The 14,557-nt window shown below is 73.6% G+C and carries 11 protein-coding genes; 9 read left to right on the forward strand and 2 right to left on the reverse strand.

Annotated features, from left to right (window positions below):
* The first annotated feature begins 23 nt into the window (after nucleotides 1–23).
* The gene (locus ABD343_RS31770; protein WP_344533177.1) at nucleotides 24–1,529 is read left to right on the forward strand and encodes a sulfatase family protein; all 1,506 of its coding nucleotides are present in this window, start codon (nucleotides 24–26) and stop codon (nucleotides 1,527–1,529) included.
* A 160-nt stretch (nucleotides 1,530–1,689) separates the two neighbouring features.
* Here ABD343_RS31770 and ABD343_RS31775 read toward each other — a convergent pair whose 3' ends face one another.
* Nucleotides 1,690–2,454 (reverse strand): hypothetical protein, encoded by a 765-nt coding sequence (locus tag ABD343_RS31775; protein ID WP_344533179.1) that lies wholly within the window; start codon nucleotides 2,452–2,454, stop codon nucleotides 1,690–1,692.
* Between the two features lie 155 nt (nucleotides 2,455–2,609).
* On the opposite strand from ABD343_RS31775, the gene ggt reads away from it, so the two are divergent.
* From ggt to leuA, 7 genes are all read left to right on the forward strand, one after another.
* Entirely contained in the window at nucleotides 2,610–4,460 is a 1,851-nt protein-coding gene (gene ggt, locus ABD343_RS31780) for a gamma-glutamyltransferase (RefSeq protein ID WP_344533181.1), read from the forward strand.
* A gap of 100 nt (nucleotides 4,461–4,560) precedes the next feature.
* Entirely contained in the window at nucleotides 4,561–5,409 is an 849-nt protein-coding gene (locus ABD343_RS31785; protein WP_344533183.1) for an alpha/beta fold hydrolase, read from the forward strand.
* A gap of 85 nt (nucleotides 5,410–5,494) precedes the next feature.
* Nucleotides 5,495–6,913 carry an APC family permease gene (locus tag ABD343_RS31790; protein WP_344533184.1) on the forward strand — a complete coding sequence of 473 codons (1,419 nt, stop codon included), beginning with the start codon at nucleotides 5,495–5,497 and terminating at the stop codon, nucleotides 6,911–6,913.
* A 61-nt stretch (nucleotides 6,914–6,974) separates the two neighbouring features.
* A complete protein-coding gene (locus ABD343_RS31795) occupies nucleotides 6,975–7,484 on the forward strand; it encodes a (2Fe-2S)-binding protein (RefSeq protein ID WP_344533186.1) in 510 nt (169 codons plus the stop codon).
* A complete protein-coding gene (locus ABD343_RS31800; RefSeq protein ID WP_344533188.1) occupies nucleotides 7,481–8,521 on the forward strand; it encodes an FAD binding domain-containing protein in 1,041 nt (346 codons plus the stop codon). Before ABD343_RS31795 ends, ABD343_RS31800 begins: the two co-directional genes overlap by 4 nt.
* Complete coding sequence (locus ABD343_RS31805; RefSeq protein WP_344533190.1) at nucleotides 8,518–10,617, forward strand: xanthine dehydrogenase family protein molybdopterin-binding subunit; 2,100 nt, start codon at nucleotides 8,518–8,520, stop codon at nucleotides 10,615–10,617. Before ABD343_RS31800 ends, ABD343_RS31805 begins: the two co-directional genes overlap by 4 nt.
* A gap of 175 nt (nucleotides 10,618–10,792) precedes the next feature.
* Nucleotides 10,793–12,631 (forward strand): 2-isopropylmalate synthase, encoded by a 1,839-nt coding sequence (leuA, locus tag ABD343_RS31810; protein WP_344533192.1) that lies wholly within the window; start codon nucleotides 10,793–10,795, stop codon nucleotides 12,629–12,631.
* Here leuA and ABD343_RS31815 read toward each other — a convergent pair.
* Nucleotides 12,585–13,385, reverse strand: a complete 801-nt coding sequence (locus ABD343_RS31815; RefSeq protein ID WP_344533193.1) for a class I SAM-dependent methyltransferase — start codon at nucleotides 13,383–13,385, stop codon at nucleotides 12,585–12,587. The two genes, leuA and ABD343_RS31815, sit on opposite strands and share 47 nt — an antisense overlap.
* Before the next feature lie 261 nt (nucleotides 13,386–13,646).
* On the opposite strand from ABD343_RS31815, the gene ABD343_RS31820 reads away from it, so the two are divergent.
* Nucleotides 13,647–14,557: serine/threonine-protein kinase (locus ABD343_RS31820; RefSeq protein WP_344533195.1), on the forward strand; the 911-nt coding region annotated here is incomplete at its 3' end.

The following is a 14,557-nucleotide window of genomic DNA, read 5'->3' on the forward strand; positions in this document are numbered from 1 at the left end:
TCCCCGCGCGTACGGTCGTCGAGATGCGGCAGGGACGTGGAATGACGGTGGTGGCCGTCGTGCTGGCGCTCGTGTGCACGGCGTGCTGGGGCGGCGGGTCGGACGACTCCGGGGACTCCGGAGGCTCCGGGGGTTCCCGGGACTCCGGGTCGAAGGGCAGGCCGAACGTCGTCTTCGTGCTCACCGACGACCTGTCCGAGGACCTCGTGCGGTACATGCCGCAGGTCCGGAAGATGCGCGACCAGGGCATGTCGTTCGCGAACTACACCGTGACCGACTCGCTGTGCTGCCCCTCCCGCTCCTCGATCTTCACCGGCAAGTACCCGCACAACACGGGCGTCTTCACGAACGAGCCGCCCGACGGGGGCTTCGACGTCTTCCACCGGAGGAAGAACGAGGAGCGCACCTTCGCCACGGCCCTGAAGGAGCGCGGCTACCGCACGGCGATGATGGGCAAGTACCTCAACGGCTACCAGCCGGGCATGACCGTCGGCGGCGAGAAGGACTACGTGCCGCCGGGCTGGGACGACTGGCGCGTGGCGGGCAACGGTTACCCCGAGTATCACTACACGCTCAACGAGAACGGGAAGAAGGTCCGCTACGGGAAGAAGCCCGAGGACTATCTCACCGACGTCGTCAGCGGCAAGGGCCAGGACTTCATCTCCGACGCCGCCGGGGACGGCAAGCCGTTCGTGCTCGACATCTCCACGTTCACGCCGCACGGGCCCGCCACCCCGGCGCCGGAGGACAGGGGGAAGTTCCGGGACGTCCCGCTGCCCCGGCCGCCCTCCTTCGACCGGCTCCCCGAGGACGCGCCCGACTGGCTGAAGGGCGAGAAGCCGCTGGCCGAGCGGGAGAAGCAGCGGATCACGCGCCTGCACCGCAAGCGGATCCGCTCCGTCCAGTCGGTCGACCGCATGGTCGGCGACCTGCGGGAGCGGCTGGAGAAGGAGGGCGTCCTCGACGAGACCGTCTTCGTCTTCGGCTCCGACAACGGCTTCCACATGGGCCAGTACCGGCTGACGCCCGGCAAGCAGACCGCCTTCGACTCCGATGTGAACGTCCCGCTCGTCGTCACCGGGCCCGGCGTGCCCGAGGGCCGCACCAGCGACGCCGTCGTCTCCAACATCGACCTGGCGCCCACCTTCACCGAGCTGGGCGGCGGCAGGCCCGCGGCCGACGTGGACGGCCGCAGCCTCGTGCCGCTGCTCAAGGGCGAGACCCCCGACGACTGGCCCCGCGCCGCCCTGGTCGAGCACCACGGGCCGAACACCTCGGCCCGCGACCCCGACCGCCCGGCGCGGGGGAGCGGCAACCCGCCGACGTACGAGGCGGTCAGGACCGCCCGTTCCACGTACGTCGAGTACGCCGACGGGGCCCGCGAGTTCTACGACCGGACGAAGGACCCGCACCAGCTCCGGAACGTCTACGACGAACTGTCCGCCGACACCCGCCGGAAGCTGGCCGCGCGGGCGAAGGCGCTGAGCGAGTGCCGGGGCGCGAAGGAGTGCACGGCCGCCGCCCGCTAGGGGGTGTCTGACAAATGAGCGCGGGAGAAGGAGCGGTGTCTGGTGCGTGCGATCGCAAGGCGCCGGAGCGCCCTCGTAGCGGAGCTACTAGGGCGTTTCGGCAACGCCGCGAGCGTGCGTGCCAGACACCGCGACGCCGCGGGCATTTGTCAGACACCCCCTAGGCCCGGTGGGCGCCCCTGCGGCCGCCGTTCGCGGGGGCCACCGGCGTGGTCGCGGCGCGGGTGACATCGGCGACCAGCTCGACGACGTCCGGGCCGTACGCCTGGGAGTTGACGACCTTCAGCAGCAGGCAGAAGTTGCCGTGCTGGCCGTGCTTGCGGGAGAGCCTGACGTGGTTGCGGGCGAGATAGCGGGTCGCGGCCTGGTTGGTGACGCCGCGCTGGCCGCAGAAGAGGAAGACGGGGCGGACGTTGTCGCCGGTCTGGCCCGCCGTCAGCCGCGCGAGCAGCACGTACTCGGCGGTGCCGTGCTCCAGCCGGTAGCGCTCGCCGCCGATGGTGAACGCGGACCTGTCGGGGCCCGGCTCCCGCTCCATGTTGATCTGCACTCCGGGCAGCAGCGACTGGAGGTGCGCGGCCATCCTCCGGTTGGAGGTGGGGCCGCCCAGGCAGAACTCGGTGCGCTCGCCGAAGCCCTGCTGCGCGCCGTCCTGCGGGACGACATCGGCGTGGGCGCCGCAGTCCTTGATGAGCGCGGACAGCTCCAGGAGCGCGAACACGTCGTTGCGCTGGACGGACCACTCGCTCGTCGCGGGGTCGCGGTTGACCACGAGCAGGCACTCGGAGTTGTCGGGCAGCCCGAAGAAGCGCTGCTTGCGGAGCTGCTTGCGCCGCCACAGGTACGTACGGGCGAACCAGCCGAGGGCTGCCGTGATCCCCGCGGCCAGGACGCCGAGGAGTATCTCGCGCAGGTTCTCATCCATGCCGCCGCACAGTAGGCCCTCGGGTGGCCCGCCGCTGCCCGGGGTGCTGCTCCGGGCCCCGGCGGCCCGCCGAATGGTGCGGGTTTCGCGCTTTGCGCGCCACTTCTTCGCAGCTAGGCTGCGCGGGTTCGCCGATGTGTTGATGGAGGTCTGACATGGGCACACCCAGCTTGCGCGGGTTCCGGCACCGCGGGACGCGCCGGGCCCTCGGCGCCGGGGTCACGCTCGCGGCCGTCGCCGCGCTCACCGGGGCGGCGCCCGCCGCCGAGGAGGGCCCGAGGACGGAACCCCCGGCCAAGACCCCCGTCGCCACCGGCCACGGTGGCGCCGTCTCCAGCGTCGATCCCGACGCCTCCGCCGCCGGGATCGAGGTCCTGAAGAAGGGCGGCAACGCCGTGGACGCCGCCGTGGCCACCGCCGCCGCGCTCGGCGTGACGGAGCCGTACTCGGCGGGCGTGGGCGGCGGCGGGTACTTCGTCTACTACGACGCCCGCGCCAAGAAGGTCCGTACGATCGACGGCCGCGAGAAGGCACCGCTCAGCGCCGACAAGGACCTGCTGACGGAGGACGGCAAGCCCGTCCCGTTCGACGAGGCCGTCACCAGCGGGCTCGGCGTCGGCACGCCGGGCACGCCCGCGACCTGGGACCGGGCGCTGGACAAGTGGGGCAAGAAGTCGCTCCGGCAGACCCTCGCGCCCGCGACCCGGCTCGCCCGCGACGGGTTCACGGTCGACGAGACGTTCCGCGAGCAGACCGCCGACAACGAGGAGCGGTTCCGGGACTTCCCCGCCACCGCGAAGCTCTTCCTCCCCGGCGGCAAGCCCCCGGCGGTCGGCTCCACCCTGAAGAACCCGGACCTGGCCCGTACGTACGACGAACTCGCCCGGAAGGGCACCAAGCCCCTCTACCACGGCGCGATCGGCAAGGACATCGTCGACACCGTGCGCAAGCCGCCCGTCGCGCCCGGGGCCGAACGGAAGGTCCGGCCCGGCGACATGACGGCGAAGGACCTGAGCGCGTACCGCACCCGCGACCAGGCGCCGACGAAGAGCGCGTACCGGGGCATGGACGTCTACGGGATGGCGCCCTCGTCCTCCGGCGGCACCAGCGTCGCCGAGGCGCTGAACATCCTGGAGAAGAGCGATCTGCGCGGGATGAGCGAGAAGCAGTACCTGCACCGGTACCTGGAGGCGAGCCGGATCGCGTTCGCCGACCGGGGCCGCTGGGTCGGCGACCCGGCGCACGAGGACGTGCCGACCAAGGGCCTGCTCTCGCAGCGGTTCGCGGACTCGCGGGCCTGCCTGATCGACGACGACAAGGCGCTCACCAGCCCCCTCGCGCCCGGCGACCCGCGCGACCCGGAGGACTGCGAGGCGGGTGACAAGGCCGCGCCGACGACGTACGAGGGCCCGAACACCACGCATCTGACCGCGTCCGACAAGTGGGGCAACGTCGTCGCGTACACCCTCACCATCGAGCAGACCGGCGGCAGCGGCATCACCGTGCCGGGGCGCGGGTTCCTGCTCAACAACGAGCTGACCGACTTCTCCTTCGCCCCGGCCAGCCCCGGCGTCCACGACCCGAACCTGCCCGGGCCCGGCAAGCGCCCGCGCTCGTCGATGTCGCCGACGATCGTGCTGAAGGACGGCGAGCCCGTCGTCGCGCTCGGTTCGCCGGGCGGCGCGACGATCATCACCACCGTGCTGCAGACGCTCACCAACCACTTCGACCGGGGCATGCCCCTGGTGGACGCCATCGCCGCGCCGCGCGCCAGCCAGCGCAACGCCGAGCGGACGGAGATGGAGCCGGAGCTGATGAGCGCGAAGGTGCGCAAGCAACTGGAGGAGCTGGGCCACAAGTTCAAGGAGGCCCCGGAGATCGGCGCGGCCACGGGCGTGCAGCGGCTGCCCGACGGCAGGTGGCGCGCGGCTGCCGAGACCGACCGGCGGGGCGGCGGCTCCGCGATGGTCGTGCGTTCCTCGGACGATCAAGGGCACGGACGTTAAGCGGAAACTAGTACGAATGATCGCCGCTGGGTAGGGTGGGCGCGCGGGCGCCACGGGGGCTGTTCGCGCGTTCACCCTTGCACAGGAAGCGAGCAGCTCGATGCAGCCGACCTTCGTCCTGGTCCACGGAGCCTTCGCGAACTCCTTCTCCTTCGCGCCGCTCCAGGCCGAACTCGGCCTCCTCGGCCACCGCTCGGTCGCCGTCGACCTGCCGGGCCACGGCTTCGCCGCGACCTACCCGCCCGCCTACCAGGCGCCGCAGGACCTCGCGGCACTCGCCACGGCCCCCGGCGCGATCAAGGACGTCACGCTCGCCGACAACGCCGCGTACCTCAACGGCGTACTGGAGAGGGCCAAGCGGAACGGGCCCGTCATCGTCGTCGGCCACAGCCGCGCCGGCATCACGCTCACGGCGGCGGCCAACGCCCGCCCGGACCTCTTCGACCGCCTCGTCTACGTCTCGGCCTGGTGCCCGGTCGCCCTCGACGTCAACGACTACTACGCCGAGCCCGAGATGGCCTCGGTCGACGTCGCCGCGCTCGCCCCGGCGATGGCCGGGAACCCGGCCGAGCTGGGCCATCTGCGCACCAACTTCCGCACCGCCGACCCGGCCGCGCTCGCGGCGGTCAAGGAGGCCTTCCTCGGCGACGCCACCGACGAGGAGTTCCTGACCTTCCTCAACACCTTCCAGCCCGACGAGAACCTGGACGCCGGGACCTCCGCCGACCGGGCGCGGGCCGACACCTGGGGCACGGTCCCGAGGACGTTCGTCCGCCTGGACGGCGACGCGAGCATGCCGCTCGCGATGCAGGACCGGCTCATCCGCGAGGGCGACGAGCTGACGCCGGACAACCCGTACGACGTGCGCACCCTCAAGAGCAGCCACCTCAAGTGGCTGATCGACGTGGAGCCCTCGGCCCGCGTCCTGGGAGAGCTGGCGGCGCTGTAGGGGACACCCCCTCGCCCCGAATCTCCCCACGTGCGTCACGGCACGGGTCTGGCACCCCACCCGGCCCGTGCGCTCCACTGAACCCATGACCAAGAGCGGCGAATTCCTCCGCGTCCTGGGCCGGGGCGACGTCCTGGCACTCGCCTTCGGCGCCATGATCGGCTTCGGCTGGGTGGTGCTCACCTCCGACTTCCTCGGCGACGCGGGCCCCGGCGGCGCCGCCCTCGCGTTCTGCGTGGGCGGCGCCGTCGTGGCGCTGGTCGGGCTCTGCTACGCCGAACTGGTCTCCGCGATGCCGCACGCGGGCGGCGAACACCACTACGGGCTCCGGGCGCTCGGCGCGCGCGGCGCGTTCCTCGCCTCGTGGGCGATGGTCATCGGCTATCTCTCCGTCGCCGCGTTCGAGTCCGTCGCGCTGCCCGAGACCCTGCTCTACCTCTTCCCCGACATGCTGGCCGGCCGGATGTGGACGGTCAGCGGCTACGACGTGCACGCCTCCTGGGCCGCGGTCGGCACCGGCGCCGCCGTCGTGATCACCGTCCTGAACTATCTGGGGATCCGGCCCGCGAGCGTCTTCCAGACGGTCGCCGTGCTCTTCCTCCTCGGCGTCGGCGTCCTGCTGCTCGTCGGCGCCCTCACGGGCGGCTCGGCGGAGAATGCGCGCCCCTTCTTCAGGGGCGGCGCCGACGGCGTGTTCAGCGTGCTGGTCGCCGTGCCGTTCCTCTTCGTCGGCTTCGACGTCATCCCGCAGTCCGCCGCCGAGATCAAGCTGCCGTACCGGCAGGTCGGCAAGCTGCTGGTGCTCTCCGTGGGCTGCGCCGCCGCGTGGTACGCGCTCATCATGCTCACCGTCGGCTCCGGGCTCGGCCCCCGCGAACTGGCCACGGCAGACCTGGCGTCGGCCGACGCGATGGCGGCGCTGTGGGACAGCGAGACGATGGGCAAGGTCCTCGTCCTCGGCGGCGTCGCGGGCATCCTCACGAGCTGGAACGCGTTCCTCATCGGCGGCAGCCGCCTGCTGTACGCCATGGCGGCCTCCGGCATGCTGCCCCGCTGGTTCGCCCGGGTGCACCCGCGCTTCCGCACGCCGGGCAACGCGGTGCTGGTCGTCGGCGGACTCTCCGCGCTCGCGCCGCTGTTCGGCCAGTCGATGCTGGAGTGGCTGGTGAACGCGGGCGGCGTCAACATCGTCGTCGGCTACGTGGTCGTGGTCCTGTCGTTCCTGGCGCTGCGGCGCCGGGAGCCCGCGATGGAACGCCCGTTCCGCACCCCGGCGGGCACGGCGACCGGCGTGGCCGCGCTGGCGTCGAGTCTCGCGCTCGGGGTGCTCTACCTGCCGGGCATGAAGGCCGCGCTCGTCTGGCCCGAGGAGTGGCTGATCGTGGCGGGCTGGTGGCTCGTCGGCGCCGTGTTCCTGTGGCGGCTGCCGGGCGTCGCGCCGGGCGCCGACGCGGAGGAACGGCTGCTCGCGTGCGTACGGGCACGGGACGCGGAGCCGACCTGAGCCACGGGGGCCGGGAGGGCGGTCTTGCCTTGGAGCGGACTCCAGCGTGTAGGACGAGGGCATGTCCACTCACAGCGAACTGCCCCTGCTCCTGACCGTCAACGGCGAGAAACGCGAGGTGCCCGACTGCGACGTGCGGGCCACGCTCCTCGACGTGCTGCGCGAACGGCTCGGCCTCACCGGTGCGAAGAAGGGCTGCGACCGGGGGGAGTGCGGCGCCTGCACCGTCCACCTCGACGGCCGCGCGGTCCTGTCCTGCCTCACGCTCGCCGCATCGGCGCGCGGCAGCGAGGTGACGACCGTCGAGGGGCTCGCGGCGTCCGACGGGACGCCGCACCCGATGCAGGAGGCGTTCCACACTCACGACGCCTTCCAGTGCGGCTTCTGCACCCCGGGCCAGCTCATGTCGGCCATCGCGTGCGTACGCGAGGGCCACGCGGGCTCCGAAGCGGAGATCCGCGAGTGGATGAGCGGCAACCTGTGCCGGTGCGCGGCCTATCCGCAGATCCGCGCGGCCGTCGCGGAGGTCGCGGCAGTTACGGCGGAGGGCGCGGAGGGGGAGGCACGGTGAAGGAGTTCGGTTACACGTCCGTCGCCGACACCGAGGCGGCGCTGGCGGCGCTCCGCGAGCAGCCCGGCACCCGGCTCCTCGCGGGCGGCACGGAGATGCTCAACTGGCTGAAGGAAGGCATCGAACGCCCCGAGCGGCTCGTGGACATCACGGCACTGCCGCTGCGGGACGTCGAGCCGCTGCCCGGTGGCGGGCTGCGCCTCGGCGCGCTGGCACGGATGAGCGAGGTGGCCGCGCACCCCGAGGTCGTGCGCGGCCACCCGGCGCTCGCCGAGTCGCTGCTGCTGGCCGCCTCCCCGCAGCTCCGCAACATGGCCACCCTCGGCGGCAATCTGCAGCAGCGCACCCGCTGCCCGTACTTCCGCGCCGAGACCGGCGACCTGCCCTGCAACAAGCGCACCCCCGGCTCCGGCTGCGCGGCGCTCAGCTCCGGAGAGACCGAGGAGCAGGCGCTCTTCGGCTGGACCGGGGAGTGTGCCGCCACGCACCCCTCCGACCTGGCCGTGGCGCTCGCCGCGCTCGACGCGGACGTCCTCGCCGAGGGCCCGCGCGGCCCGCGCCGGATCCCCGCCGCCGCGTTCCACCTCACGCCCGAACAGGCGCCGCCCGAGCGGCACTCGGCCCTCGCGTCCGACGAGCTGATCACCGCCGTCGAGGTGCCGGGCCCGGCGCCGCTCTCGCACTACGTGAAGGTGCGCCAGCGGGCCTCGTACGAGTTCGCGCTCGTCTCCGCCGCCGCCGTCGTGGAGGTCGAGGACGGCACGCTGGCCACCGCGCGGATCGCGCTCGGCGGCGTCGCGCACCGGCCGTGGCGGCTGACCGCCGCCGAGGAGGCGCTGCGCGGCGCCGACCCGGAGGACGGCGACGCCGTGTACGCGGCGCTGGCCCAGGACTTCGCCGCCGCCCGCCCCCTGCCGGGCGGGAGCAACGCGTACAAGGCCGAGCTGGCCCGCCGTACCGCCGTACGCGCGGTGCGCGACGCGGCCCGCCGTCACGGGGCCGCCTCCGGCACCACCCCTGAAGGGAGCGATCAGTGAACGCCGAAGTCTCCCCGCCCGTCGCGGGCCTGCGGCGGCCCGACGGGCCCGCCAAGCTCGCCGGGACCGCCCGGTACGTCGCGGACGTGCCCGCCGGTGACGCCCTCGTCGCCACGATGGTGTGCGCGACCGTGCCGCGCGCGGACCGTGCCGTCGTCGACGCCTCGGCCGCGCGCCGCGCGCCCGGGGTGGCGGCCGTGCTCACGGCCGACGACCTGCCGCCGCTGCGCTACGAGGGCGCCGTGGGCCAGAGCGTGCTGCCCATGACGGACCACGTGGTGCGCTACGAGGGGCAGCCCGTCGCGCTCGTCCTCGCCGACACCGGCGAGAGGTCCCGGCACGCCGCGGACCTCGTCCGCGTCACCTACGAGGGCGTCCGGCCCGTGCTCGCCTTCGCGGACGCCGAGGACACCGTCGAGAGCAGGCCGATGATGGGCCCGGCCGACCACGGCACGGGCGACGTCGCGCGGGGGCTCGCGGAGGCCCGTACGGTCGTCGGCGCCACGTACACGACCTCCGACCGGCACCACAGCCCCATCGAGCCCTCCGCGACGCTCGCCCGCTGGGACGGCGACCGGCTCACCGTGCACGACACGGTGCAGTCGGTCTCGGCGACCAGGGCCGTGCTGGCCACCGCGTTCGGACTGGAGGCCGAACAGGTGCGCGTGGTCTGCCCGTTCGTCGGCGGCGGCTTCGGCTGCAAGGGCTACATCTGGCCGCACCAGGTGCTCACCGCCGCCGCCGCGCGGACCGCCGGGCGGGCCGTGCGGCTGGCGCTCACCCGCGCCCAGATGTTCACCTCGTGCGGGCACCAGCCGCAGACCCGGCAGACCGTCACGCTCGGCGCGGACGCCGAGGGCAGGCTCACCGCGCTGCGGCACCACAGCGTCAACGCCACCTCGCGCCACCACGAGTACGCCGAGGCCACCACCGACGCCTGCGCCTCGCTCTACGCCGGCCCGCACATCGAGCTGCGCCGCCGGATGCGGCACACCGACCGCGCGACCCCGACGCCGATGCGCTCGCCGCACGAGGGCCCGGGGCTCTTCGCGCTGGAGTCGGCCGTGGACGAACTGGCGTACGCCGCGGGCCTCGACCCCCTCGCGTTCCGGCTGCGCAACCTGCCCGCGCGCGACGCGCTCACCGGCGCCCCGTTCTCCACGCACGAGCTGCGCGCGTGCCTGGAGCGCGGCGCCGAGCGCTTCGGCTGGGACCGGCGCGCGCCCGAGCCGCGCGCCACCCGCGAGGGCGACGAGCTGGTCGGCCTCGGGATGGCCGCGCTGAGCCTGGAGACGCACCGCTCGCCGTCCTCCGCGCGGGTCCGGCGCACCGCTGACGGGCGCGTACGGGTCGAGGCCGGGACGGAGGAGATCGGCACCGGGCAGCCCGGGGTGCTCGCCACCGTCGCGGCCGAGGTCCTGGACGTACGGCCGGAGGACGTCGAGGTCGTCTTCGGGGACTCCCGGCTGCCGGTGACCTCCATGACGGCGGGGTCGTCGGCGACGATGGGCGTCGGCTCGGCCGTGCTGCTCGCGGCGCGCGCCGTCAGGGAGAAGCTGGCGGGCGGCGCGGAGGAGGCCGAGGCCGAGGCGAGTTGGGGCCCGCAGGAGGGCAGCGACGGGCTCGGGCGCAAGGACACGATGTCCGTGCACGCGTACGGCGCGGTCTTCGTCGAGGTCCGGGTCGACGCGCTGCTCGGCCGGGTCCGGGTGGCGCGCTGCACCGGCGCGTACGCGGCGGGCCGCATCATCAACCCCCTCGCCGCGCGCAGCCAGATGACCGGCGGCCTCACCTGGGGCCTCGGCCAGGCCCTGCTCGAACGCTCGCGTTTCGACGTGGAGTTCGGCCGCTTCCGCAGCAAGAACCTCGCGGGGTACGCGGTCCCGGTGAACGCCGACGTCCCCGAGCTGGACGTGTTCTTCGTCGAGGATCACGACACGTACGCGAGTCCGCTCGGCGCCAAGGGCATCGGCGAACTCGCCCCGCTCGGGGTATCCGCCGCCGTCGCGAACGCGGTCTTCCACGCCACGGGCGTCCGCGTGCGCTCCCTGCCGATCGGGATCCCGGACCTGTTGGAGGGGATGCCGCGCGACTGACGCCCGTAGCCCCTTAGGTTGTCTGAGGACCTGAGGTGTGGTTACCGTAGGCGCGTGACATCGCGCGTGCTGCTTCTTCTCGGCTGCCGCTGCGGGGCCTGACGCGACCGGCTCCCCGCAGCGGGTGCCGGGCTGCGCCGGTCCTGGAACGGCAGACAGAAGGAAGCTCCCAGCGATGACCACCCCGAAGGCCACTCCCTTTCCCACCGTGCGGACCCCGCGCGGCGACGTCCCCGCCGACGCGCCGCGCTGGAACCCGCAGCGGCCGAGCGCGATGCCGCACGACCGCTACCGGCCCGCGCGCGAGCGGGTCACCCTGCCCCTGGCCGACGGCCAGGAAGGCACCCCGGCCGGCCGCTCCTGGCCCGCGCGCGAGCTGACGCGGGCGCCGCTCTGGGTTCCCGTCGACCTGCGCGACGGGAACCAGGCGCTCGCCGAGCCGATGGACACCCCGCGCAAGCGCCGCATGTTCGACCTGCTGGTCGCCATGGGGTTCAAGGAGATCGAGGTCGGCTACCCGTCCGCCAGCCGTACGGACTTCGACTTCGTGCGCCACCTCGCGCGTGAGGGGGCCGTGCCCGACGACGTGACCGTCTCCGTGTTCACCCCGGCCCGCCACGACCTGATCGACCGGACCGTCGAGTCGCTCGAAGGCCTGCCCCGCACCCTCGTCCACCTCTACACGCCGACCGCGCCCACCTGGCGCGACGTCGTCCTGGGCCGCTCCCGCGCCGAGGTGCGGCGGCTCGTGGAGGACGCCGCGGAGCATCTGGCGCGCAGGGTGGAGGAACGGCGCGGCGACGCGACCCGGTTCGAGTTCTCCCCGGAGGTCTTCAACCTCACCGAACCCGACTTCGTCCTCGAACTCTGCGACTCCCTGACCGAGCTGTGGGACGCGAGCCCGGACCGTCCGGTGACCCACAACCTCCCGGCCACGGTGGAGATCGCCACGCCCAACGTCTACGCGGACCAGATCGAGTACATGCACCGCCACCTGGCACGCCGCGACTCGGTCATCCTCTCCGTCCACCCGCACAACGACCGCGGCACCGGCGTCGCCTGCGCCGAACTCGCCGTCCTGGCGGGCGCGCAGCGCGTGGAGGGCTGCCTCTTCGGCAACGGCGAACGCACCGGCAACGTCGACCTGGTCACCCTCGCCCTGAACCTCTACGCCCAGGGCGTGGACCCGATGGTCGACTTCTCCGACATCGACACGGTGCGCGAGACCGTCGAGCACTGCAACCGCATCCCGGTCCACCCCCGCCACCCCTACGGCGGCACGCTCGTCCACACCGCCTTCTCCGGCACCCACCAGGACGCCATCGCCAAGGGCCTGGCCCACCACGCCGCGCGGGCCGAGGAGCTGGGCGTGCCCGCCGCACGAGCGCCGTGGTCCGTGCCGTACCTGCCCGTGGACCCGGGCGATATCGGCCGTACGTACGAGGAGGTCATCCGCGTCAACTCGCAGTCCGGCAAGGGCGGTGTCGCCCATCTCCTCCGTACGCACCACGGCCTGGACCTGCCCCAGGGTATGCGGCCCGACTTCTCCGCCGCCGTGCAGGAGGTCGCGGACGCGACGGGCCGGGAGCTGTCCCACAAGGAGCTGTCCGACCTCTTCCGCGCCACCTACCTCGACCCCGCCGGGGACGGGCCGGTCACGCTGACCGCGTGGCAGGCCGCCGAACCGGCCCCGGGCGAGCACCACTTCACCTGCACGCTGCGTAAGGACGGGCGTGAGCGGAGCTGCCGGGGCGTCGGCGACGGCCCGCTCGCCGCGTTCACCGAGGCGCTGCGCGGCGCGGGCCTCGACGCCGACATCCTCGACTACGCCGAGCACGCCACCGCCACGGGCCCCGGCAGCCCCGCCGTCGCCTACGCGCGGTGCCGCGTGGACGGCGTCACCCGCTGGGGCGCCGGACAGGACACCTCGGTCCTGACCGCCGCGGTGCGCGCGGTCCTCTCCGGCGTCAACCGCTGCGCCGGGACGCGCGGACGTACCAGCACGGAGAGGTGAGCCTGCCCCGGCCGTCGTACTCCACGGCGGCCGGGTCCACGTCGATGCCCGAGGCGGCCCGGATGGCGGGGCGCATCCGGATCAGGGACTCCTCGGTGAAGGAGGTCGTGAACCGCGTCAGCCGGATCCGCTCGATGTCCCAGTGCGGTCCCAGGTGCGTGCGCAGATCCTCGGCGGTGACCGGGGGCGGCAGGGGCGTCTTGGGGCCCTCGGCGTCGGCCGCCGCGAGCATGTGGAGCCGGGCGCCGGGCCGTACGACCCGGCTCAGGGCCTGTGCGTACGCGGAGCGCTGCGCGGGCGCGAGCACGTGGTACAGCCCCGAGTCGAGCACCGCGTCGAACGCCCCGTCGGGCAGCTCGTCCAGCCGCGTGGCGTCCGACACGGTGAACTCGACCTCCAGGCCGCGTTCCCGGGCCTTCTTCCCGGCCTGGTCCAGCGCGGCGGGCGAGGCGTCGAACCCGGTGACGCGGTGGCCGCGCGAGGCGAGGAAGAGCGCGTTGTCGCCCGTACCGCAGCCCGCGTCGAGGACGTGGCCGCTCAGCGCGCCCGTGCTCTCCAGGTCGACGACCACGGGCTGGGGCTCGCCGAGGACCCACGGCGGGGTCTCGAAGGCCATGTCGAGGCCCTCGACGAAGGGCTTGCCCTGATAGAAGGCGTCGAAGTCGACGGCGGCCATGGTCTCCGCGGGGGACGCGGTGTACTCCGGCGCCGTGTACTCCGGGTGCTGCTGTCGCGGTGCGGATTCTTCCGGCATGCGGGAACTCCCTCGGTGCCTGTGCGGGCTCGTACCGGCCTTGTACCGGGCCTGTCCTGGGCTTGTCCTGGGCCTGTCCTGGGCTGTCCGCACGCGAATCTACGTCGCTCCGCCGCCGCTGCCCAGACGGTTTCCGGCAGACCGGGCGGGCCGTGCCGTTCGGGAGTGCTCCGGAGGGCGGCGCCGCACCCCTGAACGGGCGTGCGAAACCCCGTAGGATCGCCGTTCGTGTGTGAACAACTACGGAACGGGTGAGCACTGTTGAGGTCGTTGGGCCCGGGGGATCCGGAGCGGATCGGTGACTACCGGCTGCTGGGGCGGCTCGGCGAGGGCGGCATGGGCCGGGTGTACCTGGCCCAGTCGCCGCGGGGCCGCACGGTGGCGGTCAAGCTGGTCCGGCCCGACCTGGCGGCGCACGAGGAGTTCCGCAGCCGCTTCGAGCGGGAGGTCGCGGCGGCCCGCCGGGTCGGCGGCGAGTGGACGGCGCCCGTCCTGGACGCGGACACCGGGGCCGACGAGCCCTGGGTCGCGACCGGCTACATCCCGGGCATCTCCCTCCACGAGGCCGTCGCGGGGCGCGAGGAGGCGCTGCCCGAGCGCACGCTGCGCATCCTGGCCAACCGGCTCGCGCTCGCCCTCGGCGCCGTCCACGAGGCCGGGCTGGTCCACCGCGACGTGAAGCCCTCGAACATCCTCGTGACCATCGACGGGCCCCGCGTCATCGACTTCGGCATCGCCCGTGCGCTGGAGACTGTCGCGGGCGCGCATGTCACGCGGACGGGAGCCGTCGTCGGCTCGCCCGGCTTCATGTCGCCCGAGCAGGTCAGGGGCGAACGGCTGACTTCCGCCAGCGACGTGTTCAGCCTCGGCTCGGTGCTCGCCTTCGCCGCGCTGCGCCGCACGCCCTTCGGGGGTGAGGACACGGCGGGGCACGTGCTGATGTACCGCATCGCGCAGGAGGAGCCCGACATCGAGGGCGTGCCCGAGGAGCTGCGCGCGCTGATCGCCGGCTGCCTCGCGAAGGACGCGGACGCGCGCCCCGCGCTCGCCGAGATCCTCGCCCGTACCGCCGACCCGGAGGACGAGCCGGGTCCCACGTCGCCGGACGCGGAAGCGGCCGAGCCCTGGCTGCCCGCGGGCCTGGTGGCCCAACTGGGGCGGCACGCGGCACG

This window comes from Streptomyces albiaxialis (genome assembly GCF_039530985.1).
GTDB classification, from domain to species: Bacteria; Actinomycetota; Actinomycetes; order Streptomycetales; family Streptomycetaceae; genus Streptomyces; species Streptomyces albiaxialis.